Origin of the sequence: Limnospira indica PCC 8005, assembly GCF_000973065.1 — a bacterium.
GTDB classification, from domain to species: Bacteria; Cyanobacteriota; Cyanobacteriia; order Cyanobacteriales; family Microcoleaceae; genus Limnospira; species Limnospira fusiformis.
Genome location: NZ_FO818640.1, coordinates 934,943 through 960,040 on the forward strand (window position 1 = coordinate 934,943; position 25,098 = coordinate 960,040).

Genomic DNA, 25,098 nt, shown 5'->3' on the forward strand with positions numbered 1-25,098 from the left:
TCGTAGCTTGTCTAGTCGTCAAACCCGTAGCAGTATAGGTAGAAATGGCGTTAGACAAGTTAATTTAGCACAAAGAACATCTACCCAGGAAATGGGTTGGTTTGGCAAATTATGGGCTAAAGTTACCGGTAAAGTTGTCGAATGGGGCAAAAGTTTTGGTGGGTGGCTATGGGAAGGAATTACTAAGTTTTTATCTAACTTTAGCTTTGAGAAAGTAGCGAGATTTATTACCTCTAATTGGGATTCTTTCTGGAATTTTAATTGGAATATTAGCGATAGCGATATTGATAAAAACATCCAAAATATTGCCGGACAATTTATAAGCACTACTGCTGGTTTTTTAGGCAATATGGCTGGGAAATTAGTATGCGGTGTTTTACCAGTAGCAGGTCTCGCTTTTATCAATAAAGCGGCTGCTATGCACGTAGCATTAAGCAAGGGACCTGAAATGCTTATGGAGGTATCTACAGCATTCGGCTCATACGTTAAACAGTCATTTAATATGGCTATGAAAGCAATAGCATGGACGTTATTTAAACACGGTAGACGGGTTGTTAAAATGTTTTTAACAAAAAGCCCAACAACACTAGCAAGGACTGTCACTGGAATGATTCCCGGCGGTAAATCAACAATTGAAAAGTGGGGTGATGAGAAAGGTGAAGAATGGAGTTTTGGGAAACAAAGAAGGGAAGCTAGAGAGAAATTACCAGAAAAATATGATGGTAATATAAACACTATTTGGAACCAAGACAGTTCCGAGGAGTTCTGGGATGAGTTTAGCGATAACTGTAAAGAGGCTATCATCTTAGTCGCTCAAGGTTTGGATGAGTATATTGCACTACAAAGAATAGAACAAAATAGACAACAACAATTAGTTAACGCTGTGGTAGAGACTGGTGGAGAAAGATTCAGACTTGTGTCATCTTTGAGAAATTTACAGGAAAATGTTGCGAGTACATTAGCTCAAACTGAAATACTAGGGAATAGGGATATAGGTCAATTTATGGGGTCAGGTGATTTTCAGGAAATCAGTACATCAGCTAATCTTAAAATACAGTTAACTTTTGTTTTGTACAACTACGAAAAACCACCGTATTGGACTAAAGATAGGCGTTCAAAACTACAAAAAACTCAAATAGAGTTACCGTCGGTCAATAGGGATAAAATTACGTGGGATAGGTTACAAAGGATATTTACTCAACCCAGTAAATCAGCCTTTACTAAAGGGAATATCAAGGTTACTTGTACTATGAGCAATGGCAGAAGATTCTCGTTTTTTGTTAATGAATCAAGCAAAAACGAAGCTGAAGCTCTATGCAAAGAGTTAGTTGACTTAACTGACGCTAGGATAGTTTACCCTATTACTTTTGAGGAAAGAAAAGGTTTTGGTAGTAGACAAAATGCGAAAAGAATTAAAGAGAGTAAAATGTATATCAGTGAAGTGAAAATACTTAACTGGGAATTAATTGATAAATTTGAACAAGCTAAAATCGACTTAGGGGAAGCTAGTGTTTTAGCAATGTATCAGGACCCTAGAAAAGCCAAAGTCAAAATCCCTCTACATTTTGAGAGAAAACCTAGTTGGGTTGATAATGCCATACGGAAAGCCACGAGGACATCGTTAGAATTAAAAACCGGAAATCAACCCCCAACTACAACCTAATCATTGAGTCATATCAGTCACTAACTATCATCCACGATGAAAGAGATTACCAACATACTTAGACATGGTTAAACTGGTAGTTAGCGTAATGTTGGTATTGGTAGCGTACTGTTGAGTTAAACGCAACAGAAGCTACATATATGTAGCAGCTTTTGAGTTAAACGAAACCACCATAATCAGCGAATATACTGCTATAGTCTAAATATTGAATTGAGTAAAAATAAAACTATGGCTACTAAGAAAACGCTAGGCGCTGCGACACTGGAAAACCAATTACTTGAAATTATTGAGCAAACCCAACGGATGCAATCTGTTGCAGCAAACAATCCTGATGGTGTAACCGTTGTCACAAGTTACACCCGTAATATGGCTACCGGTCTTGTAACCGTTTCATTATCAATTCCAACAGATGATGTTTTAGACCCTACAGACGGCAGTATTGATGTAATAGCTACAGAGCTATTTATTGATTAATGGATATCGGGTAGGTGTTAATATCATTATTTTGCCTACCCTAGCTTAGATAATCTAGAAAAAAGGAAACTAATATCATGCCTTTAGCTGACGCATGGAACAAATACAAAGATGGTTGGATGGAAAAGTTAGTAACAGCCAAGGGTCCACACCTAGGCAGAAGTTTAGTAGTTGAAGTTCCAGTGGATGCAACTTCAAAAATAGGCGTACCTACCTATGCCTATGCTTTTACTCCACGTTTTAAGTGGAAGTTCAGTAACTAATGAGCCAGCCGATGTTAGGAATTTAACCATTTGGAGGCCACCTGTTAGCAATACTTCCACGCCTAATGCTAACAGACGTAATATCCTAAGAGGAACTCGAGTAAGAGCATACAAGAAGGCTGAATACACCCGTTTCTTTGTTGAGGCCCCGGTTAATCCTGGCTATTGGCGCAAATACACCCAAACACGGGTAGGTGAAAAAATACTGAGATTTATCAGTATTAAAGCGCCTCCTATCGTTTCTGTTAGTGGCTTGTTATATGTATTTGCTCACTATTTTACTGTCAAGCCAGCATCATTAAGGACCTATAACAGTATGTTCAGAATTCCTAGTAGCGAGGGGCTTACCCTAGCTAACTTAGGTGAATTAACTGTTGGGAGAAGTGAAGCACCAAACCAAGTACAGGGTGAACTTTTCGCTGATGCTCCTGTTAGCAGCGAAGGCAATAAGAGTGTGAAAAAATAAATCAGCATCAAAAAGTAGACAAAGAGAATTGACCACTATATAAAAAAATAGTGGTCTTTTGTTTGAGTTGTATGTGGCGATAATTTAAACATTTCACAATTATGGTATCAAGTCAATAATTCTTTTATTTTTTTGGGCTTATATGTTTCTTATGTATTTATAAGTATTAATTAGATTAAAAATAATCATCATCAACAACAAAAAATATCAAAAACAGTGATTTCCAACTCAATAACTCAATCGTATTTTGGAAAAATGATTTTGTCCATGAGTTGAAAATCACTGACAGATGCGTAAAAACCAAAATACATTAGTAGACCAAAATACCGCTATTTACCAGCTTGACAAAGACAGCGTAAAAACCAAGGATACACATGGACTCTCACCTAGTGAATATCTGGCAATCTTAAAAAGGTTCAGCAACTTTGCCGGATTTCTTGACCAGGTAGTTCCTTATCTGCCATATCCCAAAACATCACCTATCTACACATTAAAAGAAAAGTTGGTGTTTGCATCTGTAACGGACGAAAAGGACTTTAATCTGGAATTAACCTACTCTGAGATTATCGCGTTAAAGAATAGCATTAAAGCTATTCTAACTCTGATTAAACTTGGTGGTGGTGTCAAGATACCACGTAAAGTTTCTGGTGCTATTGCTGACGATATCGCTGCCTTGGAGGGTCACTTTTTGAATCTCTCCGATAATCATGTTGACCCTGATATGCCCGAATCATTGCCTGACCCTGACCCATTTTCAGCCGGGCTTCAAGGTTAATCCCTAACAGTCTAATTACAGCAGTCTAATTGGGAAATAGAAAAGGCTACCCGTAAAAAGGTAGCCAATACACCAAACATCGAGGACTATCACCATGATATCAAAGCACTGGAAAGAAGTGCGGTTAAATCTCAGGAATATTAAACTTGACCCGTTGATGTATGTGGGAATGTCGTTTGCTATAAAGGTTCCTAACTATGCAGGAAGAGGACAACTTCAATGGCAATTAACAGCCGTTAAATTTGACCATAAATTTCTGGCTTATTATCTGGGAGAAATGATTAAAAAATTAATTCCATTACACCCAGATAAAATTGAGGAAATTCTCAACGAGGCACTCGAATATTATCGAGCGGAGTGGAATATTTACCAAGCCGAATCTGGCGGTGATAGAGAGCCCGACAACGAAACTTACTTCGGGGATGTGAATGATGATTAATAAGTATCACGCTAAAGGTCAATACTACGACGGGTATTACTTTGGTTCAACATTAGAAGCCAAAGTGTATCACTTGCTTAAAAAATATGACGATAGGCTGTTAGTTCACCCGCAATTAACTTTAGTTAATGGTAAGAAACCTTGGCGACCAATTACTTGGAAACCTGACTTTTATAGTCCAGTTTTCAACCAATACATCGAAGTAAAGGGAGCGCTAACAACCGAGTTTAAGTTCAAGATGCAGTTGATTAATTATCTCAATCCCGGAATGATTGAAGATATTTGGTTTGTCACTCGGAACAGGTCTTATCGCTGGCAAGGTATTTATTTAATGAATATCGATGAGTTTCAACGACACCTAAAAGCACAAGAATTTAAGTTAACAGGAGAACATCAACCGTGAGAAATCTACACTATAAAGGCATATTTAGCCTCAATGGTGAACTTGTGCAAACTCACTACAATCCGCATGAATTTGATAAAACTACAATCATTGTGGCTTATCAAATTCTGACACATATTGATGAACACAAAACACCTGAAGTAAAGAATATTACCTATCAGGTAATGGGTAGTTACAGACCACGTGGTGATTATCAAGGCTCTGCAATTATTAGACTTATCAAGCAAACTCACTTAGTTAAACTTGTTAAGGAGTCAAGACTTCGAGTCTATTTATCTGGCAATCCACTGTTTTGGGCTGCTTGTCGCCAAATTGCAGCCAGAATCGAATCACCTAACACAATCAACAATCAACAATTAACTGAGGAAGAGTAATCATGAGTATTGGATATTACGGTAAAAAAGATGACGATAAATTCGCATTCTGTAGCGCGGTTAAGCCGGGAGAATCTGGAACATATTTGGAAGTCACTAGCGCTATGTTTGTTGTACAATCGCCTCACCTGTGGCTTATTGGCTATGGATTAAGTGGTGATTTCCAGAACTTCAATGATAGGTCGTGGAAATTTGAAGAGCAATTAATCGCAGTACGCTTCTGTATTGCTGAGTACTCTAGTGAATATCAAGGGAAAAAACGGGAATACAAGCCTACTCCAGTAGAATTGGCGTTACTGCATTTAGTCGAAAGTGACGCTATGCTGACAAACGGTAAAATGATGTTCACGGGAACTGTAAATCTAGGACAATCAGCCACACGGGTAGCCGAGCGACTCCTTGAGGTAAATAGTGAGAATTCAAATGATTTTGAATCAACTAAAATTAAACATGATTTAGCGTCATTTATTCTAGAATACGCTATGGGATTAGATACCTTTGAACCTACTGTTGCGGGTTACACTGTACAGGAAGCTATTGATTTTGTTGAATTAAAATCTAACAAAAAAAATGGTAGCTTTGGTGGTAAAGCTAAGTACAAAACCTGGGAAGAACGAGTTGAAGGGACAGCAAAAATTCTTGATTGTGAGCCCGACTTTGACAGCCTCTACAGCAAGGTTAAAAAATTAGACCCCAACGTTTTGATGGCGTTACTTGAGCTGATGAAACTCAGTTAATCACAACAAAAATCCCCCCAATATTGGGGGGGATGACTACCATACAGCAAGCCAATATATTAAGAGGTCACTACCATGTCTGAGGACTATTTAGATTATAGGCTAATACGCGACTCATTGGCAGATGAATTAGAGGAAATAATCGTTGATGGTGCATTGGGTGAACAAATAGAGTCAATATGTAGAGCTTGTGCTATCCTACCCTATCCGGATGTTCAATTCCCAATTATTACTAGCTTTATTTGCTCACCTGTCACGCTAATGTCAACCGCTGGGTGTCTGTTTCTTTGGGGGTCTAGTGGAACGGGTAAAAGCCAGATAGCTACTATTGCCGCTTCACTATATAACACCGATACAGTGCTGGCTAACAGTACATTTGCGTCACTAAGAAACAAAATCCAACAGGAGAGATATTATGACCCGTTACGGAGTGAGTTTGAACGTAATTTCTTATTAGTCTGGGAAGATATCACACCCAACCTATTGATTGAAAACGAAAATATGTTATCTCTATTTAAAGTCTTAAATAGGAAAAATAGCCGAATAACAATTAGTAGTCAAACGCCTGGTCAAAACATGATGTTTAACGCATTTGCATTAAAGGTTATAAATTCAATACATCCAATCTGGACATTTTGGGAATTAAACGAATTAAAACGCCGTATGTTTCCTATATGGTTTAAAAAACGGCAATCAATGACAAGTGAGGAATACAAGGGAAACGGTTTTGAGTTAACGGAACTTTCTGATATTGAAGATATAAACCTTGGTAAAATATCATCTCGCTTAGAAATGTTTTGGAGAGATATAAATAATTGCACTAATTATGCCAAAACTAAACGGACAATGCAAAAAAAGAAACAAGACATAATTAATTACAGATTATCTATTGATGTAATTGCTACACATTCAATGATATATAAATCATCAATGGATAATTCAATCAAAGCATTTAACCATTACTGGGAGTTAGCGGAAGATAAAATATTTACAGTATCTAGCGGTACAGAACAATTCTTAGATAGCTTTATTACTCAAAGTATTGAGAATAAAACTAAACAAAATGAGCAAGCGATAAAAGCAGGCTGTCCCGAATTAATCGAACCAGTAACAGATATTGACCCCAAGACGCTAAAAATAGCCATAGAAACCGCTAAAAATGATGGTTACCTAGATTCACTGGTTACTGTAAATGAATTGACAAATCTAATGAAAAATAGGGGATATAGCATGATTAATGTTAACGGTAAAAATGTATGGAAACAAATCACTTGATTTCCAGTTAGTTTATTAACCTAGGAGCATAAAAATGATGCAAGATATCACAAATCAGATGTTTGTAAAGTTTAAAACTATGGTAGATAGTTTAGTTTACAACAGCAACAAGGAGGAAGGCTTGGCAGCATTAAAATCAATTTTAGACGATTGTGAAACAGAATTAGCTGCTACAGAACTCAAAAGACAATTACTGATTAAACAGCTAAATTACACACAACATCTGATAAATAAAGTTCAGTAAATACCCGTCCGCAATGACGGTAAACTAAGGTAAAAAACGGCAACCAATCAACGATTAACAGGAGTTTTAATCATGAATGAGGAATATGCAAAAATGGCGGTTATTGCAGAATTAGCGCGCGATATTTATATCCTATCCAGTTAATGTCACGAGACATTCCCTACAGCAACCAAGATACCAGAATTAAGTTAGCTGAGGTTGCGCATAACGCTGCTATTGACTTTGTGACGGTACAGCAACAATGGGTATCATCCCACGAAGCAATTATTCAACCGGCGCCATTTATGCCCGACTTTACCGGCAATGGTTACAGTAGCGATATCTTTATGGGGGGTGACTTCAATGCCTAAGTTATTGCCAGTAATCAGCCTACATACTGGAAATTTCAGCAATTTTCTGCTGGGTTATGGTGGAACTTGTGTAGAACTAGATACGCCTGAGTGGTTTGATTACCTGAGAAAAAACAAGTCATTTTCGGTTGAGTTAAACGGCAAAAGGTTTACAGCTTGCAAAAAAACGTCAATCAATGGCTTTGCATACTGGAATCTGAAAGGTTGGGACGGTACGGTTAACCATCACATCTATATCGGAAAATCCGACCAAGTGACAACAGAAAAAATCCAGCAAGCCGCTATGGCTATGCTTTATCGGTGCAATCCCGATAGCAAGGTAAGCCCTAACAGCTAACAGCCTAGCGCCTAACCCATAATCCAATATCCTAAAATGGCCCCCTATGGTTTCTGACTGTAGGGGGTGTCTATGTATTTTCTCATTTACATTATGTAAATACATTATGTAACTTCTAAAATATGAATGCCTACCCTATCATGTCCAGATATTACCCAGAACTGAGTTACCCCCAACAGATAGCTTTACCTACAACCTACGGCTAAGATTTTGGAGGTGAACTGATTATGTTGGTATCGGTTTCCGCACGGGGTGATTACCACCAAAGATTGGAGACTTGCTAAGGATTATGTGGGTAGTCGCTCTCATCCCAGATATTTCCCGGTTGATTAGAAGTTGGTGGGTATCGGGTTGGATCCGATAGGAGATGATTTAGATTTTGCGATCGCACATAGTTTCCCCTATAGGTCTAGTCCACGGAAAGGCGGTCTGATATCTTTGTACGTTGATTCCCTAGCGGGTTCCCCCCTACGGCTACCTACGGCTATCGTGGTTGATTTTGAAACATATCCTCCCCCCAACCGGAACAAACACTCTTTGGGGAAACGACCGACGTGATAGCAGTCAATGGTGAGGTACGAACCGATAGGCTTGCCATTGACGGGTATCACAAGGGAGTTAACCTATCGGTGTCTGGTTGGGGGGTGATGTAGCTATTTGACAGATTGATTAAGTTGTGCTTATTGATTAACCCGTCAATAATTAAGTTTTGTTGCTAAGGGATATGCACTAATCGTCCCGTGTGCTAAGACTAAATGGAGTGCATTTTGAGTGTGACGGTACGACTATCGGGTTGAGTAAATCCCGGTAACCGCAGTTAGGGTAGGGGTTTGACATAAACGGGACTGACGGGGCTCGAACCCGGTTTAAAGGCTACAACCCCTATTCTACCGTCACTCTAATACACTCAATACCGATCGCACATTTAGGAGTGAGTGCAAAATGAAACCCCCTAAGTATTTAGCCTAGGGGGTATTGTATTGTGGGTTTATTGGGGGTTAATCATCTAGCTGATATATCGTCCTAAGGATTGCCTTGACTTCTGGTAGGTCTGGATTGATACCGATATTAGTTAAGGCTTGTTTCCCCATATCTAGTGGCAATGGTTGCCTTTGGTGTCGTGTTAGGATACCTAGCTCTGTGGCAAGGTTCCGGCGTTTTTTGTACTTACCATCATTAACTGCCACGCTGTGACCAAACGAACGCGCCCTGATTTCCTGTGGTATCCCGTTCATCTCTCCCAGTTGGTTGGCTAGGTGTCGGAAAGCATAAGCCTGAGTAATTCCCCAATCGTGACGATTAAGCCATAACCTGTGATTGTTGTTAAAACTATTAGGGTTCTTGGATGTTGTGATAGGTAAACAGACGTTATGAATCCCTAGGCGGTTAATCAGAGTCTTATCTTTTGACATCGGGACTGCTAACCGTTGACCTGTTTTAGTGCTACTGCCAAAGTAAGTAAACTCACCAATAACTAGCACTAATTCAGTGTTTTGGGGATCAGAGATAGCAGGGAAGGTAATGCCGTCAATTTTAATCGGTTTAGTCAGGTTTTGTCCTGCTGCTATCTCTGATGGTCTTAACCCATACAAAGCACACATTGCCGATACCCAACACCAGCCATCACGTGCTTGATTTTCTGGAACAGAACGATAATCAGTGTTGCGTTCTTTGTTTAGCAAACCTAGCAAGGTATCTAAATCTATACTTTGGGACTTAGTAAACACTGTTTGAGTAGGGTTAATTTTTTCTAATTTCTCCAATGCCTTCTTGCAGCCAGCACGTTCTGCTACTTGTCTTAATCGATAGTAACGATTCTTGAAGTCTTTGTGACCTACCGGACTACTACCGTCTTGTAGTGGGCTATATAGCGCTTCTTTTCTTTTATACCCTACCCTCCCAAGTGACGTAACTATCCCAGTCTTTCACTTTGTCAAATACATCCAGAAAACAGCGAGTAAATGACCTGTTGTCACTAGCGATATCGCGGGAACGTTTCCGTTTAGTGTTTTTGTGTACGCCATTAAAATAATCATCCTCCATTTCTTTAAACACTTGACGATAAGTGATTAAGTCATTCTCTAGGGGAGTTTTGGATTCATCTAGGATAGCAGCCTTGTACCAGTCCAGCCATTCAGATACTGACTGGAATTGTCCTTCAAGGGATTTATGAACTAACCAGGCTTTGTCAACAGCCCTACGGATACCCTCAGAAGTAAATTGACAATTGCATCCCCGTTGTTTACGTCCCCCGGTTTCTGGGTCATTGGTGATATCTAACTGAATCGTCCCCCGGTTACGTTTAATCCTGACACCCTTGGGACATTGTTTACGGGATAGGTTGAAAAATTCAAGCATATCCTCAAAGCCTTGATATACACCACTGTGTGTACTGTTTGTACTTGCACTCATTTTGCACTCACTCCTAAATGTGCGATCGGTATTGAGTGTATTAGAGTGACGGTAGAATAGGGGTTGTAGCCTTTAAACCGGGTTCGAGCCCCGTCAGTCCCGTTATAAATAATTAACAATTAACAATTAATAATTAACAATTAATAATTAACAATTAATGCTGCGCCGTTGATTGATTTCTGGGAAGGCAATGGGCAATGGGCGATGGCTGGGGATAAAATCATCAATGCGATCGCGCTTATTATAGGTTTAATTCAAGCATTTTCTGGGATGCGATCGCTATGGCATCTTCACGGGTGGATATTTGACCCTCAGCCTTAGCAATTTGTATCTCTTGGAGTAGATCCCCTAATAAGGGACTGGGAGAGAGTCCCAATTTTGCCATTAAGAGTTTCCCGCTAATGACGGGTTGGGGGTGAGCGATCGCATCATCGGGATTCAGATAATGGTTAATTAGGGTAGTAAACTCCTGTAGTGATGCTCCGGCGGCTATGGACAGGACTACTAAGGCGGGGAAAAATTCCCCCACATTAGCAAATAGAAAATATTGTTGGCGTATGGATAGATCGGCTATGGGGGTGGGTTGTAGTTGCTGAAAGGTTCCTAGTAAAGCCAGAACTCCCCGGATCTCAACTCGGCTATATTTGAGGGTAATTAACTCGGCTTCGGCTTGGTCCCGATCCTCGCTGGTCATGGTGGCTAATTTGGCGATCGCGAGTTGGGACATTTTAATGGTTTCCCGCACCGACTCCCTCAAGGGTTTGGCTAATGGTGGATAGGTTTGTGAGACGGCGGCGGCGACGTGATCAAGATTTTTGAGGCGATCGCATCTATCTCCCAAACTGCTAAACCAGGGGGAGATCAGACCGATTTTCCAGGCTTCAATTAATTTCGGCACTCCCAAGGGGGTATTGAGTAAATATCCTAACTCAGTGCGGATACGTTCTGCTGCTACCCGTGGTAATAAACTGGCTAAATCGGCGATCGTCTGTTTAGTTTCCGGTTCAATCACAAAGCCTAACTGCGCCGCCTGTCGATATCCCCGCAGCAACCGCAGGGGATCATCAGCTAAGTTTTCCCGACTGATCATGCGCATCAGACCCTGTTTTAAGTCTTGTTGTCCCTGATAGGGGTCGAAAAAAGTTTTGGTTATGGGATGATAGGCGATCGTATTAATTGTAAAATCCCGCCGCCCTAGATCTACCTCTAAACTTCCTCCCTCAGCTTGAGCAAAATCTACTGTTACCCCTGGGAATACTACCCTAGCAATTTGTCGCTCCGCATCTAACAACACAAATCCGGCTTGATAATGGGAGGCGATGGTTTTGGCTGTGTTTACTGCTTCCGACAACACCACAAAATCTAAATCCAAATCACCCACGGCGCGACTCAATAAGGCATCCCGCACCGCACCCCCGACTAAATAAGCTGATTCGGGTAGATTTTCTAAACCAAACGGCCAGTTTTCGGGAGATAATGGGGATGTAATAGCAGCAGACATATAGCAAGCAATACCTATCTATAGAAGAATCCGCGATCGCAAATAGTCAATCAAATTACCAAAGTCCACCCAGTTCAAGTGTTCAGATAACGATAACTTTCCCAGGTAACTTTCTTGATGTTGCCGAAAGGGACTATTTTTGACAAAGCTCAGGATTTGGGTTAATACTATACAATACCATGAGACCAAAAATATTTTGAGGGAAAATGGATCAAGCTATACCGCCAGAATTAGAATTCAGTAATCCTCTTGGTTGTCTCCCATGTCCTGATAGTCCGCTGTCTCTGGATTCTGCTTTTTATGTGGAGCGTCCCCCCATCGAAATTATAGCCTATCAGCAAATAACCCAACCTGGTAGTGTTATGCGAATTAAAGCACCCCGAAAAATGGGCAAAAGTTCGTTAATGCTAAGGTTGATTAACCACGCCAACAGTTTAGGATATAGTACCGTCTTAATTGACTTTCAGCAAGCGGATTTAGGGATTTTTGAAAGTTCGACCAAATTTTTTCGTTGGTTATGTAGTAATGTCACCAGACAGTTAGGAATAGCCTATAATATTAATGATTATTGGGATGAAGACATCGGCGACAAAGTGAGCTGCACGATGTATTTTGAAGAATACTTAATTGCCCAAATTAACCGACCTTTTTTATTGGTTTTTAATGAGGTTAATTTGCTGTTTGAGTATCCCCAAATCTTCATGAACTTTCTGCCATTATTGCGATTTTGGCATGAGAAATCTGCACAGTCAACAATTTGGCAGAAATTGCGCCTGGTTTTGGTTCATTCCACAGAAGTTTATGTTTCTTTAGGGATTAATCAATCTCCCTTTAATGTAGGTGTATTGATTGATTTACCTGAGTTTACGCATCAGCAAGTGGGAGAACTAGCCGACAAATACCAACTCACTTTAACCGAAAATCAGTTACACAAATTAACCTGCTTGGTCGGTGGACATCCCTATTTAATTCATCTAGCTTTTCATTATTTATATGAGCATCAAACAAAATTTGATGATTTTTTTCATCGAGCTTCTACCGATGCAGGTATTTATAAAAATTATCTGAAAAAAATCTGGATATTAATTCAAAAAAAGCCAGAATTAGTGGAAATGATTCAGCAGTTAATCACCGCCAAAACAGCCTTAAAAATTGAGCCAATATCAGCCTATTACTTAGAGAGTATAGGGATAATTAAAAGCCTAGGAAATAATTATATTTTGGCTGGTGATTTGTATCGTGTTTACTTTAGCTATAAACCGATATCCCCCCAAGTGCCTAGTTCTATTTATATAGAACAATTGGAACGTGATAACCAATATTTATCAAATTTAGTTTATGTTGATGAACTCACTAAGGTGGCTAATCGCTCACAATTCCAGAAGGCTTTTAAAATGGAATGGGAATGTATGGCTATCAAACATAATCCCCTGGCATTAATTGTCTGCGATATAGATTACTTTAAACTATATAACGATACTTTTGGTCATCTAGCCGGAGACGTATGTTTACAAAAAATAGCCCAAGCTATTCAACAGAATTTACAACGTCCCAATGATTTATTAGCTAGATATGGTGGAGAAGAGTTTGTGGTGCTTCTACCCCAAACTGATGGGAAGGGAGCCATGTTTGTGGCGGCAAAAATTTGCCTCGCGGTCAAAGAATTAGCTATAGCTTCTGGAGTGCCTAAATCTGTAGATTCTCAGCATCCGGTAGTAACGATAAGTATAGGAATTGCCAGCATAATTCCTAGCAGTGATTATCATCCAGAGACCCTGTTTATGGCAGCAGATCAAGCACTGTATGAATCCAAAAAAGCTGGACGCGATCGCTATACTATGAGTTCAGAATTTAACTTTAAATACTAACCCCATCCCCATGAAATTCCCAGAAATTGGCATCAGGTTCGAGATCGGGTAAAATTGTACTGAGGGGGGTTAAGCCAGTATCATCCCCCAGTCTGAGTCAGAAACAGCCGTAACAGTCATCTGTGGACGCCAAAGTGCCTGAGATAGTGCCTAGACCAGGATAACAGTAGGCGAGACTAATAGCACCATCAGCAAGAATCGATTAATATAAGCTAAATTAGCAGAAAGGGAAATCAAGTAGTCAATCCTTTTGAAAATATACAGAGGGTTTTGAATATGTGTATTTGTGTTAACTGTTACTATGTCGATCGCTGTATCACCTACCACGCCGTAGAAACACAGCATCAGGAACGCCATGTTAGCGACAATCCCACCTTTGACCCCGTTGAACCCAGCATCAACGTTAATATCCGCACCACAGAAGATAGCATCGAGATGGAATGGGATGTAGTTGGCTGTGAAAGTTTTAAACAAGAAACCGGAAAATGGTCAAAATTGCGACCGGGAGAGCCCATCCCCACCTAATCACCAGCGGACAGCCATTAACCATTGGGGGTCAATAGTCACCCCCATCTTTAATTTTTTTTAACATCCTCAGATTATGAGTTACTGTTTTAATCCCCACTGTCCAAATCCCCAAAACCCAGGTGAGGGGGAGTCGTGCCAACACTGTGGCGCTGCTGTCAAACTATCGGCCCCAATTGGGGGGTCAGCCAATAGCTGTTATGCTGCGCTGGAACTCCTGGGACAAGGGGGATTCGGTCGCACATTTTTAGCGGTTGATCAACTGACACCCAACCATCCACAGGTCGCGATTAAACAGTTTTTTCCCCAGGGAAATAATGCCAAGCGATCGGCGGATTTATTTCGTCAGGAAGCCCAGCAACTGGAGATTTTAGGGGAACATTCCCAAATCCCTAACCGGGTGGCTTATTTTGAGTCGGAACCCTATCAATATTTGGTTCAGGAGTTTATAGAGGGTCATAACCTGGCTCAAGAATTGATGCTCAAGGGTCCGTTTACGGAAAATAAAATTTATCAGGTTCTGGATGAATTATTGCCTGTGTTACAGTTTATTCACAGCCATAAGGTGATTCATCGAGATATTAAACCGGAAAATATTATCCGTCGCCGCTGTAGCAGTAAAGGCTCGGAAAATAGCTTGGTTTTGGTGGATTTTGGGGCGGCTAAATTGGTGACAGGGGGGCTATTACCAAAGACGGGGACTCTGATTGGTTCCGCTGCTTATACGGCTCCTGAACAGTTGATGGGAAAGGCTGTATTTGCTAGTGATATTTATAGTTTGGGGGTGACTTGTATTCATTTGTTGACGGGTGTTACCCCTTTTGATTTGTTTGATAGTCATGAGGGAAATTGGGGCTGGCGTAGTTATTTAAAAAGTCCTGTTAGTGACGAATTAGGTGATATTTTAGATAGAATGTTAGCCGGGGCGACTAGCAAGCGTTTTCATTCGGCGGCGGCGTTACTGCTGAAATTGCAACCTACTCCTAAATATATTGAGGCTATGCCGGGTTTAAGGCCAGAACCGGAAACTGGTTTTGTGGCGATCGCCACTAATCCAACCACTATTAAACAGCCAATAAAGCCTAGTACACTCCCCCAGGAAGAACCACAAATCACGGACGTTCTGCAAAAGGCTCTACAATCCTATCAAGTCAAGGTGCAAGTTAATCGGATTAGTAAGTCCAAGTTAACTATTGTCATTAATCGTGCCGACAAACAACAGGTGGATTATCCCCAAATAGCTAAGGCGATCGCCACTGAATTAACTCAATTAAACCTCAAGAATATTGTCCGGGTTAAGTTATTAGGCAGAGTCCAAAATCGTGGGGTTCCTGAATGGCAAATAGTGCTTAAATTAGACCCAAAAGCCAGACGCAAAAATCAGCGCCTGCGGTTTAAGCAGTATTGCCATAAGTTAATTAGCAGTGAAAATTGGCGAAAAAGAATCCAAAGCAAACAGTTCTGGATGGACACATTAACTATGGCTATGGTTGCCTATATTTTTAGCAACAACTTTATAGTGTTTACCCCATTTTTATCACTGCTAATTGCTCCAATATTTATCATGTTTAAAAACTGGATAAAACCATATCATGAGGTTGACGAAAAGCAAGTTTTTGCCATGGTTGTCGGGTTATTCTTGGTGCTAGAGTTCCTGCCATTCAGATGGGTTCGTAACGACCTTTTTGGTATCATTATTGCTGGGATGTTTCTATCTATACCACTGTTTTCAAATCGGAATAATTACTAATTTATAATTGATAGTTAATGCTGCCCAAAGGCGTTGATTAACTTCTGGAAAGGCAATGGGCAAGACGATCGCCTCGCCCATCACTTGGACGCGCGCCCCTAATTGGTAGAGGACAAAATAATTAATAATTAATAATTAATAATTAATCCTGCCCCGTTGATTAATTTCTGGAAAGGCAATGGGCAATGGGCGATCGCCTCGCCCATCACTTGGACGCGCGTCCCTAATTGCTAGAGGACAAAATTTGCTGAATTTCCTCTAATGGTAAACCCAAAATTTGGGCGATCGCTTCCGCACTATTTCCTAAATTAGCCAAACGCAGAACAATATTTATCCTTTCCCGTTGCAGACCTTCTTGCAGCCCTTGTTGGAGACCGTCAGCAAATGCTTCTTGATAGAATCGGGTTTGTTTTAAATCGGTGAGTCCTAACATTTGGGCAATCTCCTCGCGACTTATTTGGGGCAGTTTGTAAACAACAATGGTTTCGATGATGTCAATGATATCCCGTTGAATTGATTCTGGGGTACGGGTTTGTTCGGCTTGTTCGATCAGGTTTATGGCTGATGCGATCGCATCGGATTCTGATTCGAGTACCAGTTTGATTATACCAACTCCCAAACGGTTTTGGGCTTCTAACTCGTCGATATAAACACGAGTTACCCTGCCTGAGTTCAGGAGTTCCCGGAATTGGTGGGGCTGTTCCCGTTCAATGCTCCGGTTGGGATAGATAACCACCACTTGCCACGGGTGGGGCGGTTGGTATTGTCGCAAGTACAGGAACAGTTCCGCGAAAATGCGATAATATAAGTCCTCGTCCGGTTGGAATTGCACCTCGGCTAGGTAGAAGGGCCGATCGCCTTCTGGGGTCGTTGGCAGAAATACTCCGTCGAGGCGGAAGGCTAGTTGCTTCACTTCCACAGAGGTGAATTGATAGCGATCGCTTTCTTCCGGTGGACGGTTCAGCAGCTCAAAAAAACTGCGGGGGTACTGTTGGAAAATTCGGTAGAATATACTATCTGTTTTCACAGGGGATAATCCCTCGATAATTGGCGTTCCACTGCCTTGATTTGCCCTAGTCTCCTTGGCAGTTGAACTTTGATTGTAACCCACTGGTTAACTGATAGGTAGGCAATGGGCAAGGCGATCGCCTCGCCCATCACTTGGACGCGCGCCCCTAATTGCTAGAGGACAAAATAATTAATAATTAATAATTAATAATTAATAATTAATGCTGCCCCGTTGATTAATTTCTGGAAAGGGAATGGGCAATGGCCGATCGCCTTCTGGGGTCGTTGGCAGAAATACTCCGTCGAGGCGGAAGGCTAGTTGCTTCACTTCCACAGAGGTGAATTGATAGCGATCGCTTTCTTCCGGTGGACGGTTCAGCAGTTCAAAGAAGCTGCGGGGGTACTGTTGGAAAATTCGGTAGAATATACTATCTGTTTTCACAGGGGATAATCCCTCGATAATTGGCGTTCCACTGCCTTGATTTTCCCTGGTATCCTTGGCAGTTGGGCTTTGATTATAGCCTACTCCTTAACCTGGCAGCACCTCTCATAAATGCCTATTTCAGTGCGATCGCTCTATCACCCGTGGCGACCTTCAGGACAGCTACCCATAAGACAATCATCATGTTTCCTCTGTGATTGTATGTATAAGGTGTCAGGGTCCGACTGCTAACACCTTGCCCCTTTACCCTCAGCATCAGCAGCCGATATCTACCTTAAAAAGAACCGCCATCACCTATCAGAATTAATGGCGACCAATAAAAGGGATGTATGCCTTCTTGGGCGAAGGTTAATTTCGCCTGCCGTAAGGCTTCGGCTTTCGTCATTCCCTGCTTGACATTCTCATAAAATTCTGTCATAATTAAGAGGGTTGTATTATCCTCCGCATTCCAGAGGCTGGCTATCACGGCATCGGCTCCCGCCCGTTCAAATAAGTAGGCGATCGCTACTAATCCGCCGCCCTCTGATTCGGTTTCCATCCCGGTTGGAAAACCACCACTTAAAACTACCAAGTTGGTTTGGTTTAATCCTAACAATCCTATATCCGCAATATTGAAGGTTTCTCCATGGGCAAATAATATCTGATTTGCCCCTAAACCTAGCCCCGGACATCCGTTGGCTTGAAAGCAGATTGGGTTGGCTAAATGGAGGATATTAAACCGGGGAGAATCGTTCTGAAAACGGTCGCGGGTCGCTTCTTCCCTCACCCAATATTCCCCTGAGAAAATTTCCGTAACTTGGCGGGCTTCCTGTTCCGCTCCGGGGGTATCAAAGGGGCTGGGTTGGGGGTTGCCAAAGGCTAAAACACGGGGGGATGAGGTGGTGTTGCTGCGTAATTGGCGACGGGCGGAAATCCTCGTCAGGTAGTGGATGGGGTACTTTTCAATTAGGTGTTGGTTCCTTTGATTATCATACAGAGTTTCAAAGGGGATATAACGCAGTTTTCCGGGGGCAATAATCGCGAGTTTTTCGGGAGAATGGGCGGCAATATCTGCCTCTATGGGACGAATTAGATAATCATACAGGAGTTCTTGATTTCTATCGAAATTTTCGGAGTTGTGGTTTTCGAGTTGGGCGCGATATTCGGTGAGGATGCCATCAAATTCGCTGGGGTTAATCGGGGTTTTTTTCACGATCGCTTTTTGGTCGCGGCTGACGATAAACAGGGCGATGGTGTCGGGAACGTCGCTGATATTTGTTAACAATACCGGTTGAATAACTAGGGTTCCGGGGGCGATATTTTCCCGGAGATTTTCCAGGTCTTGCGGGGTGGTTTCAAAGAGTTCCGCAACTTCGGGATATTGGCGGGCGATATCCTCGGCGATTTGGCTATTTCCGGCTTGTAATTCGTTGATTTGTTGGGATAGTTCCGGTGTCCAGTTGTTGTCAACTTCGGCGTAAAGTAATTTTAGGCGTTCATGGTTTTCATTCCATTGGTCAATCAGTTTCTGGGCGGGTGGATTAATAACTTGGGCATCGATAAGGTGGCTATAGTCCGCGAGGTCGAAGGTGGTGGCGAGGTGATGCCATTTAAAGGCTTGGTCGGGTCGGTTTTCGTCGATGAGAAGATCCACCAGAGCCACCGATATCGCTCGGTTATTTTGTAGGAATTGTTGGCGGTTTTCCTGTGCTAACCCGGCTCGTATTTCTAGGGTGATTTTTAGGGCTTTTTCCAAGTTGTCGATCGCTTTCTGGGGTTCACCAATATCACGGTAAACTAAACCGATATTATACAGGGTAGCCGCTTCCCTGGCGCGATCGCTCACTTCCCGCCTAATGGGTAATGCTTGCTGTAAGTATGTTAAGGCTTCCTGGGGTTTACCGATATCGCCGTAAACTGCACCGATATTATGGAGAGTAGTGGCTTCACCGGTGCGATCGCTCACTTCCCGCGTGATAGATAATGCTTGCTGGAAGTATATTAACCCTTCCTGGGGTAGACCGATATCGCGGTAAACTTCACCGATATTACTGAGGGTAGCGGCTTCCCTGGCGCGATCATTAACTTCTTGAAAAAGTCTCACAGCTTGATGATAGAAGTTTAAGGCTGCCTGGGGTTGACCGCTCCGATTATAGTTTAAACCTAGACCAAGATTGACGAATGCTTCCCCTTCTCGACTTGGGATACTTTGGGCAATAGCTAGGGCTTGTTTAAGTGTTTCTATGGCTTGTAAAGGTTGCCTTTGCTGAGTTTGCTGAAGTCCCAAATCAATCAGTTGTTGCAGTTGTGCCGCCTGAGTCTGGGAGGTTTGGGCATAACTGCGCTGTGTCAGAATTGGGAATATGGCGGGAGTCGCCACTAGCATTGTTACTCCCAATAGAGAACCAATCATTAATCTTTTCATTGCACCACCTACTATTAATGGGAAATCGATGTTGGGTTTCGCGGCGTTACACCCCACCGACGGGAAGTTAGTTGGGTTTCGCGGCGTTACACCCCACTATCATTTCAAGTTTCATCCAGAGATGAAATTATGGAATTATGGGCTAACCACTCGGCTAAAGATTGCTGAGTTTTCTGGTCAGTTGACAAGCGTTCCATTATAGTGACAACCTCTGTCTCTGGAACGTTAAGCAAATATCCATTGACCAATAAAAATGTTGCCATTACTGCAAAAGCAGTCCGTTTGTTTCCATCAATAAATGGATGATTTTTAGTCAAACTGTAGCCATAAGCAGCAGCCAGATCGAATAAGTTACATTGACTGTAAGCAAATAAATGTTGGGGTCTTGCTAAACTCGCAGAAAGCAAATTTTCATCCCTAATCCCCAAACAACCACCATGCTGCTGAATTTGATCTTGATGAATGAATCTAACAATTTCTTCGGATATCCATAATGGTTGGTTCACTTTGCTAATTCCCGCAACGCATTCTTGTACTTATCAGCGATCGCCTTATAAGCCGCGATCGCACGACTCGATTCTGCCTGATTATTGGCAGTATCATTATCTGGAATTATTGGTTTTTTGCGGTCATTGATAAAGCGTAAAAATGTCAGAACATCTGGCAAAACATCATCGGGTAGTTCTCTGGCTAGGTCAATAATTTCTTGACGGATATCGGAATTCATGATGATCTCCTCTTGTCTATTTAGTCTACTTGAGTGGACTTTTGCTATCAGCCTTCAAATTCATTTCAAGGCGGGTCTAAAATTAGTCGCTCAGTCCGAACCGCTCTGGCGGTTGCTATATAATCCTAGAAAGTGTTAGTTGGGTTTCACTGCGTTACACCCAACCTACGGGAAGCGGCGTTACACCCCACCGACGGGAAGTTAGTTGGGTTTCACTGCGTTACACCCAACCTACGGGAAGCCGCTGTCAGCTATTCCCGCTTCCACCATTTGCCTGACATAAATCGAATACATCAGGTCATCCCAAGTCGAATTATCGGGAAGTTCATCAATCAGGCGTTTTGCTTCTTCTTTAATATTGGTCTTTTCCATAATTCATTCCTCAATGAGGTTCAGTTAAAATTATCATCCCAGTTCCCCTAACTATTCGGAAGGGGATAGCAATTTCGCCGTGATAATTAACTCGGAATTCTGGCGGTCAAATTCTATGGCAGTCACCACATAACGACTATGAATTATGTTCCTCATTCCCCTGGGAACACCGGGTTCATCATCTACTGCGATAACGGCTTCTGGTGCGATCGCCAAAATGCCTTTATCCGCATCTTCCCAAACTAATCCATCCACCCGCACCCGGAAGCGTCGGGGGTTTCCGCCTGTGTTCTCATGGTCGCCGCGAATCACCATCCGACCGTCGGAAGTTGGCCACCAAATATCCCCGCTAAATTGCACGCGGGAAACATTGGCGATCGCTTCTTGACCGCGACTCTCACCTCGTGTTACAATGAGATATTGAGGGTTAATTTCAACCAGTTGACCGGAGCGTTGACCGCCATTAACCAGAGTCACCGCCGCCCGGGTCGGCAAGGAAACCGGAATCGGTTTATTTTGTGCTTGGTTTTGGGCTACAATTACCGGGAGGGCGATCGCTGGTTGAATGTCACCGGTGGCGATCGTCAGACCAGCTAGGGATAGGCAAATCATCAGTTGAGGAGTTCTCATCGTAGGTGTCCGTTCAAATCTAATCTCATATTAATATCTTCAAGCTGACTCCGCTATTTTTCGGAAACTTCCCGACCCTCAGCGGCAGATATCCACCTTAAAAAGAACTGCCATCACCAATCAGAATTAAAGGAGACCAATAAAAGGGATGTATGCCTTCTTGGGCGAAGGTTAATTTCGCCTGTCGTAAAGCCTCAACTTTGGTCATTCCCTGGTTGACATTCTCATAAAAATCTGTCATAATTAAGAGGGTTTTATTATCCTCGGCATTCCAGAGGCTGGCAATCACCGCATCCGCCCCCGCCCGTTCAAATAAGTAGGCGATCGCTGCAAATTCCCGCCCGTCTGATTCCGCTTCCATGGCGGTTTGACAAGCACTTAAAACCACCAAATTAGTTTGGTTTAATCCCAACAAGGCGGCATCAGCAATATTGAATTTTTCACCATTAGCAAATAAGATATTATTTGCCTCTAAACCTAGCCCCGGACATCCATTGAGGGTAAAGCAGCCGTGGGTCGCCAAATGGAGGACATTAAACCGGGCAGAATCGTTGTAAAAACGATCGCGGGTCGCTTGTTCCCTCAGCCAATATTCCCCTGATAAAATTTCCGTAACTTGGCGGGCTTCCTGTTCCGCTCCGGGGAGTTCTTGGGCGGTGGGGGTGGGGTTGCCAAAGGCTAAAACATTGGTGGATAATCGGGGATTGTTGGGGATGTTACGGGTGGCGGAAATGCGGGTGAGGTAGTGGATGGGGTATTTTTCAAGTAGGTATTGGTCCCTTTGATTATCATAGAGGGTTTCAAAGGGGATATAACGGAGTTTTCCGGTGGCAATAATGGCGATTTGTTCGGGAGAATAGGCAGCAATATCCGCCTCTACCGGACGAATGAGATAATCATACAGTAGTTCTTGATGGCGCTCGTAGTTGTCGGAGTTGTGGTTTTGGATTTGGGTGCGATATTCGGTGAGGATGGCATCAAATTCGCTGGGGTTAATGGGAATGGTGCGGACGAGGGTGGCTTGGTCGCGGCTGACTAAAAAAATGCCGATTTTATCCTCGACGTTACGAATATTAGTTAACAAAACTGGTTGAATAACCAGGGTTCCGGGGGCGATGTTGGCTTTGAGAGTTTCGATGTCTTGGGGGGTGGTTTCAAAGAGTTCGGAAACTTCTGGATATTGGCGGGAGATATCCTCAGCTAGTTGGCTGTTTTCGGTTTGTAATTGGTTGATTTGTTGAGAGAGTTGGGGTGTCCAGTTGTCGTCAATTTGGGTGTAAAGGAATTGTAGGCGTTGATGGTTTTGATTCCACTGGTCAATCATTTTTTGGGCTTGTGGATTACTAACTTGGGCATCGATAAGGCGGGTATAGTCGGCGAGGTCGAAGGTGGTGGCGAGGTTATACCATTTAAAGGCTTGGTCGGGTTGGTTTTGGTCAATGAGGAGATCGACGAGGCCGACGGGAGTTCCTCGGTTACTTTCTAGGAATGATTCGCGGTTTTCCTGTTGCAAACCTGCACGGATTTCTAGGGTAATTTGTACGGATTTTTCCAAGTTTTCGATGGCGGTCTGGGGTTGACCGATATCGCGGTAAAGTAAACCCATATTACTGAGAGTAGTGGCTTCCCCACTGCGATCGCTAACTTCCCGGCTAATGGGTAATGCTTGCTGTAAGTATGTTAAGGCTTCCTGGGGTTGACCTATTTGACTGTAAGCTGCACCAATATTACTGAGAGTAGCGGCTTCCTGTCTGCGATCGCTGACTTCCTGCGATATGGGTAATGCTTGTTCGTAGTATTTTAAAGCTTCCTGGGGTTGACCAATATCGCTGTAAAATCCACCAATGTTATTGAGAGTATTAGCTTCACCGCTGCGATCGCTTACTTCCCGCCTGATGGATAATGATTGTTCGTAGTATTTTAAAGCTTCCTGGGGTTGACCAATATCGCTGTAAAATCCACCAATGTTATTGAGAGTATTAGCTTCACTCCTGCGATCGCTTACTTCCTGAAAAATGGATAATGCTTGCTGGTAGTATTTTAAAGCTTCCTGGGGTTGACCAATATCGCTGTAAAATCCACCAATGTTATTGAGAGTATTAGCTTCACTCCTGCGATCGCTGACTCCTCGGAAAATGGCTAATGCTTGCTGTAAGTATGTTAAGGCTTCCTGGGGTTGACCAATATCGCGGTAAACTGCACCGATGTTATGGAGAGTCCCGGCTTCCCCAGCGCGATCGCTCACTTCCCGCCTGATGAGTAGTGCTTGTTCGTAGTATTTTAAAGCTTCCTGGGGTTGACCAATATCGCTGTAAAATCCACCAATGTTATTGAGAGTATTAGCTTCACTCCTGCGATCGCTGACTCCTCGGAAAATGGCTAATGCTTGCTGTAAGTATGTTAAGGCTTCCTGGGGTTGACCAATATCGCTGTAAAATCCACCAATGTTATTGAGAGTATTAGCTTCATTCCTGCGATCGATTACTTCCCGAAAAATGGGTAATGCTTGCTGGTAGTATTTTAAGGCTTCCTGCGGTTGACCCATATCGCTGTAAACTGCACCGATATTATTGAGAGTAGTGGCTTCCCCGGCGCGATCGCTTACTTCCCGAAAAATGGATAATGCTTGCTGGTAGTATGTTAAAGCTTCCTGGGGTTGACCAATATCGCTGTAAAATCCACCAATGTTATTGAGAGTATTAGCTTCATTCCTGCGATCGATTACTTCCCGAAAAATGGGTAATGCTTGCTGGTAGTATTTTAAGGCTTCCTGCGGTTGACCCATATCGCTGTAAACTGCACCGATATTATTGAGAGTAGTGGCTTCCCCGGCGCGATCGCTCACTTCCCGCCATATTGGTAATACTTGCTGGTAGTATGTTAAGGCTTCCTGAGGTTGACCTATTTGGCTGTAAACTACACCGATACTATTGAGAGTATTGACTTCCCCGGCGCGATCGCTAACTTCCCGCGTGATAGATAATGCTTGCTGTAAGTATGTTAAGGCTTCCTGGGGTTTACCTATTTGGCGGTAAACTCCAGCGATATTATTGAGGGTATTGGCTTCCTCGCTGCGATCGCTAACTTCCCGCCATATGGGTAATGCTTGCTGTAAGTATGTTAAAGCTTGCTGGGGTTGACCGATAGCGCGGTAAACTGCACCGATATTATTGAGGGTAGTGGCTTCCCTGGCGCGATCGCTTACTTCACGAAAAATGGGTAATGCTTGTTGGTAGTATTTTAAGGCTTCTTGGGGTTGACCAATATTGCTGTAAACTCCACCAATATTACCGAGAGTATCAGCTTCTTCGCTGCGATCGCTAACTTCCCGCCATATGGGTAATGCTTGCTGTAAGTATGTTAAGGCTTCCTGGGGTTGACCGATCCGATGATAGTTGAAACCCAGAACAAGGTTTGCAAAAGCTTCGTCTTCTCGACTTGGAAGGCTTTGGGCAATAGCTAGGGCTTGTTTAAGTGTTTCTATGGCTTGTAAAGGTTGCCCTTGCTGAGTTTGCTGGACTCCCAAATCAATCAGTTGTTGCAGTTGTGCCGCCTGAGTCTGGGAGGTTTGGGCATAACTGCGCTGTGTCAGAATTGGGAATATGGCGGGAGTCGCCACTAGCATTGTTACTCCCAATAGAGAACCAATCATTAATTTT

Annotated in this window: 23 protein-coding genes and 3 pseudogenes; 16 read left to right on the top strand and 10 right to left on the bottom strand. The window is 42.6% G+C overall.

What is annotated here, in order from left to right:
• Positions 1 to 7: 7 nt before the first annotated feature.
• The 13 genes and pseudogenes from XZ46_RS35785 to XZ46_RS28180 all read left to right on the top strand — a co-directional run bounded on the left by XZ46_RS35785 (position 8) and on the right by XZ46_RS28180 (position 8,358).
• A complete protein-coding gene (locus tag XZ46_RS35785; RefSeq protein WP_228116473.1) occupies positions 8 to 1,663 on the top strand; it encodes a hypothetical protein in 1,656 nt (551 codons plus the stop codon).
• Between the two features lie 228 nt (positions 1,664 to 1,891).
• A complete protein-coding gene (locus tag XZ46_RS03995; protein ID WP_008055877.1) occupies positions 1,892 to 2,137 on the top strand; it encodes a hypothetical protein in 246 nt (81 codons plus the stop codon).
• A gap of 216 nt (positions 2,138 to 2,353) precedes the next feature.
• Complete coding sequence (locus tag XZ46_RS36280; RefSeq protein WP_228116474.1) at positions 2,354 to 2,866, top strand: hypothetical protein; 513 nt, start codon at positions 2,354 to 2,356, stop codon at positions 2,864 to 2,866.
• Positions 2,867 to 3,155: 289 nt separating this feature from the next.
• Positions 3,156 to 3,641, top strand: coding sequence for a hypothetical protein (locus XZ46_RS04005; protein ID WP_006622124.1), 486 nt, complete (start codon positions 3,156 to 3,158; stop codon positions 3,639 to 3,641).
• A gap of 94 nt (positions 3,642 to 3,735) precedes the next feature.
• Complete coding sequence (locus XZ46_RS04010) at positions 3,736 to 4,080, top strand: hypothetical protein (protein WP_048894920.1); 345 nt, start codon at positions 3,736 to 3,738, stop codon at positions 4,078 to 4,080.
• A complete protein-coding gene (locus XZ46_RS04015) occupies positions 4,070 to 4,483 on the top strand; it encodes a DUF1064 domain-containing protein (protein ID WP_048894921.1) in 414 nt (137 codons plus the stop codon). Before XZ46_RS04010 ends, XZ46_RS04015 begins: the two co-directional genes overlap by 11 nt.
• Positions 4,480 to 4,857 carry a hypothetical protein gene (locus tag XZ46_RS04020; protein WP_048894922.1) on the top strand — a complete coding sequence of 126 codons (378 nt, stop codon included), beginning with the start codon at positions 4,480 to 4,482 and terminating at the stop codon, positions 4,855 to 4,857. The genes XZ46_RS04015 and XZ46_RS04020 overlap by 4 nt, the downstream gene beginning before the upstream one ends.
• Positions 4,858 to 4,859: 2 nt before the next feature.
• Positions 4,860 to 5,594 carry a hypothetical protein gene (locus XZ46_RS04025; RefSeq protein WP_048894923.1) on the top strand — a complete coding sequence of 245 codons (735 nt, stop codon included), beginning with the start codon at positions 4,860 to 4,862 and terminating at the stop codon, positions 5,592 to 5,594.
• 75 nt (positions 5,595 to 5,669) lie between these two features.
• Entirely contained in the window at positions 5,670 to 6,869 is a 1,200-nt protein-coding gene (locus tag XZ46_RS04030; protein WP_048894924.1) for a hypothetical protein, read from the top strand.
• Positions 6,870 to 6,903: 34 nt separating this feature from the next.
• On the top strand, positions 6,904 to 7,113 hold the full coding sequence (locus XZ46_RS04035; protein ID WP_008054702.1) for a hypothetical protein: 210 nt from the start codon (positions 6,904 to 6,906) through the stop codon (positions 7,111 to 7,113).
• Between the two features lie 72 nt (positions 7,114 to 7,185).
• Positions 7,186 to 7,463: pseudogene (locus tag XZ46_RS04040) on the top strand (hypothetical protein).
• On the top strand, positions 7,456 to 7,800 hold the full coding sequence (locus XZ46_RS04045) for a hypothetical protein (protein ID WP_048894925.1): 345 nt from the start codon (positions 7,456 to 7,458) through the stop codon (positions 7,798 to 7,800). Before XZ46_RS04040 ends, XZ46_RS04045 begins: the two are co-directional and overlap by 8 nt.
• Positions 7,801 to 8,151: 351 nt before the next feature.
• A complete protein-coding gene (locus tag XZ46_RS28180; protein ID WP_071829405.1) occupies positions 8,152 to 8,358 on the top strand; it encodes a propionate--CoA ligase in 207 nt (68 codons plus the stop codon).
• A 440-nt stretch (positions 8,359 to 8,798) separates the two neighbouring features.
• On the opposite strand, the pseudogene XZ46_RS37755 reads toward XZ46_RS28180, so the two are convergent.
• Positions 8,799 to 10,212, bottom strand: a pseudogene (locus XZ46_RS37755) (site-specific integrase).
• A gap of 241 nt (positions 10,213 to 10,453) precedes the next feature.
• On the bottom strand, positions 10,454 to 11,713 hold the full coding sequence (locus XZ46_RS04055) for a tRNA nucleotidyltransferase/poly(A) polymerase-related protein (protein WP_006669105.1): 1,260 nt from the start codon (positions 11,711 to 11,713) through the stop codon (positions 10,454 to 10,456).
• Positions 11,714 to 11,919: 206 nt separating this feature from the next.
• On the opposite strand from XZ46_RS04055, the gene XZ46_RS04060 reads away from it, so the two are divergent.
• From XZ46_RS04060 to XZ46_RS04070, 3 genes are all read left to right on the top strand, one after another.
• Positions 11,920 to 13,581: an AAA-like domain-containing protein gene (locus tag XZ46_RS04060; RefSeq protein WP_006669104.1), complete on the top strand. Its 1,662-nt coding sequence runs from the start codon at positions 11,920 to 11,922 to the stop codon at positions 13,579 to 13,581.
• A gap of 276 nt (positions 13,582 to 13,857) precedes the next feature.
• Positions 13,858 to 14,106, top strand: coding sequence for a Ycf34 family protein (locus tag XZ46_RS04065; RefSeq protein WP_006621453.1), 249 nt, complete (start codon positions 13,858 to 13,860; stop codon positions 14,104 to 14,106).
• Between the two features lie 76 nt (positions 14,107 to 14,182).
• Positions 14,183 to 15,856, top strand: a complete 1,674-nt coding sequence (locus tag XZ46_RS04070) for a serine/threonine-protein kinase (protein WP_008057240.1) — start codon at positions 14,183 to 14,185, stop codon at positions 15,854 to 15,856.
• A gap of 223 nt (positions 15,857 to 16,079) precedes the next feature.
• On the opposite strand, the gene XZ46_RS04075 is transcribed toward XZ46_RS04070, so the two are convergent.
• From XZ46_RS04075 to XZ46_RS04105, 8 genes and pseudogenes are all read right to left on the bottom strand, one after another.
• Entirely contained in the window at positions 16,080 to 16,883 is an 804-nt protein-coding gene (locus XZ46_RS04075; protein WP_048895369.1) for an Rpn family recombination-promoting nuclease/putative transposase, read from the bottom strand.
• A 243-nt stretch (positions 16,884 to 17,126) separates the two neighbouring features.
• Positions 17,127 to 17,306: pseudogene (locus tag XZ46_RS04080) on the bottom strand (DUF2887 domain-containing protein); the annotation flags it as partial.
• A 274-nt stretch (positions 17,307 to 17,580) separates the two neighbouring features.
• A complete protein-coding gene (locus XZ46_RS04085) occupies positions 17,581 to 19,710 on the bottom strand; it encodes a CHAT domain-containing protein (RefSeq protein ID WP_008057236.1) in 2,130 nt (709 codons plus the stop codon).
• Positions 19,711 to 19,814: 104 nt separating this feature from the next.
• Positions 19,815 to 20,216 (bottom strand): type II toxin-antitoxin system death-on-curing family toxin, encoded by a 402-nt coding sequence (locus tag XZ46_RS04090; protein ID WP_006621448.1) that lies wholly within the window; start codon positions 20,214 to 20,216, stop codon positions 19,815 to 19,817.
• On the bottom strand, positions 20,213 to 20,437 hold the full coding sequence (locus XZ46_RS04095; protein ID WP_006621447.1) for a hypothetical protein: 225 nt from the start codon (positions 20,435 to 20,437) through the stop codon (positions 20,213 to 20,215). Before XZ46_RS04095 ends, XZ46_RS04090 begins: the two co-directional genes overlap by 4 nt.
• A gap of 231 nt (positions 20,438 to 20,668) precedes the next feature.
• The gene (locus XZ46_RS35180) at positions 20,669 to 20,809 is read right to left on the bottom strand and encodes a hypothetical protein (RefSeq protein WP_008057233.1); all 141 of its coding nucleotides are present in this window, start codon (positions 20,807 to 20,809) and stop codon (positions 20,669 to 20,671) included.
• A gap of 51 nt (positions 20,810 to 20,860) precedes the next feature.
• On the bottom strand, positions 20,861 to 21,439 hold the full coding sequence (locus XZ46_RS04100) for a hypothetical protein (RefSeq protein ID WP_008057231.1): 579 nt from the start codon (positions 21,437 to 21,439) through the stop codon (positions 20,861 to 20,863).
• Positions 21,440 to 21,536: 97 nt separating this feature from the next.
• Positions 21,537 to 25,091 (bottom strand): CHAT domain-containing protein, encoded by a 3,555-nt coding sequence (locus XZ46_RS04105; protein ID WP_008057229.1) that lies wholly within the window; start codon positions 25,089 to 25,091, stop codon positions 21,537 to 21,539.
• Positions 25,092 to 25,098 lie beyond the last annotated feature (7 nt).

What these genes read in the sequence shown, in the direction of transcription:
- XZ46_RS03995 (WP_008055877.1), top strand. Translation starts at nt 1,892, where the DNA reads ATGGCTACTAAGAAAACGCTAGGCGCTGCGACACTGGAAAACCAATTA.
- XZ46_RS36280 (WP_228116474.1), top strand. Translation starts at nt 2,354, where the DNA reads ATGCCTATGCTTTTACTCCACGTTTTAAGTGGAAGTTCAGTAACTAAT.
- XZ46_RS04005 (WP_006622124.1), top strand. Translation starts at nt 3,156, where the DNA reads ATGCGTAAAAACCAAAATACATTAGTAGACCAAAATACCGCTATTTAC.
- XZ46_RS04010 (WP_048894920.1), top strand. Translation starts at nt 3,736, where the DNA reads ATGATATCAAAGCACTGGAAAGAAGTGCGGTTAAATCTCAGGAATATT.
- XZ46_RS04015 (WP_048894921.1), top strand. Translation starts at nt 4,070, where the DNA reads ATGATGATTAATAAGTATCACGCTAAAGGTCAATACTACGACGGGTAT.
- XZ46_RS04025 (WP_048894923.1), top strand. Translation starts at nt 4,860, where the DNA reads ATGAGTATTGGATATTACGGTAAAAAAGATGACGATAAATTCGCATTC.
- XZ46_RS04030 (WP_048894924.1), top strand. Translation starts at nt 5,670, where the DNA reads ATGTCTGAGGACTATTTAGATTATAGGCTAATACGCGACTCATTGGCA.
- XZ46_RS04035 (WP_008054702.1), top strand. Translation starts at nt 6,904, where the DNA reads ATGATGCAAGATATCACAAATCAGATGTTTGTAAAGTTTAAAACTATG.
- XZ46_RS04045 (WP_048894925.1), top strand. Translation starts at nt 7,456, where the DNA reads ATGCCTAAGTTATTGCCAGTAATCAGCCTACATACTGGAAATTTCAGC.
- XZ46_RS04055 (WP_006669105.1), bottom strand. Translation starts at nt 11,713, where the DNA reads ATGTCTGCTGCTATTACATCCCCATTATCTCCCGAAAACTGGCCGTTT.
- XZ46_RS04060 (WP_006669104.1), top strand. Translation starts at nt 11,920, where the DNA reads ATGGATCAAGCTATACCGCCAGAATTAGAATTCAGTAATCCTCTTGGT.
- XZ46_RS04065 (WP_006621453.1), top strand. Translation starts at nt 13,858, where the DNA reads ATGTGTATTTGTGTTAACTGTTACTATGTCGATCGCTGTATCACCTAC.
- XZ46_RS04070 (WP_008057240.1), top strand. Translation starts at nt 14,183, where the DNA reads ATGAGTTACTGTTTTAATCCCCACTGTCCAAATCCCCAAAACCCAGGT.
- XZ46_RS04085 (WP_008057236.1), bottom strand. Translation starts at nt 19,710, where the DNA reads ATGAAAAGATTAATGATTGGTTCTCTATTGGGAGTAACAATGCTAGTG.
- XZ46_RS04095 (WP_006621447.1), bottom strand. Translation starts at nt 20,437, where the DNA reads ATGAATTCCGATATCCGTCAAGAAATTATTGACCTAGCCAGAGAACTA.
- XZ46_RS35180 (WP_008057233.1), bottom strand. Translation starts at nt 20,809, where the DNA reads ATGGAAAAGACCAATATTAAAGAAGAAGCAAAACGCCTGATTGATGAA.
- XZ46_RS04100 (WP_008057231.1), bottom strand. Translation starts at nt 21,439, where the DNA reads ATGAGAACTCCTCAACTGATGATTTGCCTATCCCTAGCTGGTCTGACG.
- XZ46_RS04105 (WP_008057229.1), bottom strand. Translation starts at nt 25,091, where the DNA reads ATGATTGGTTCTCTATTGGGAGTAACAATGCTAGTGGCGACTCCCGCC.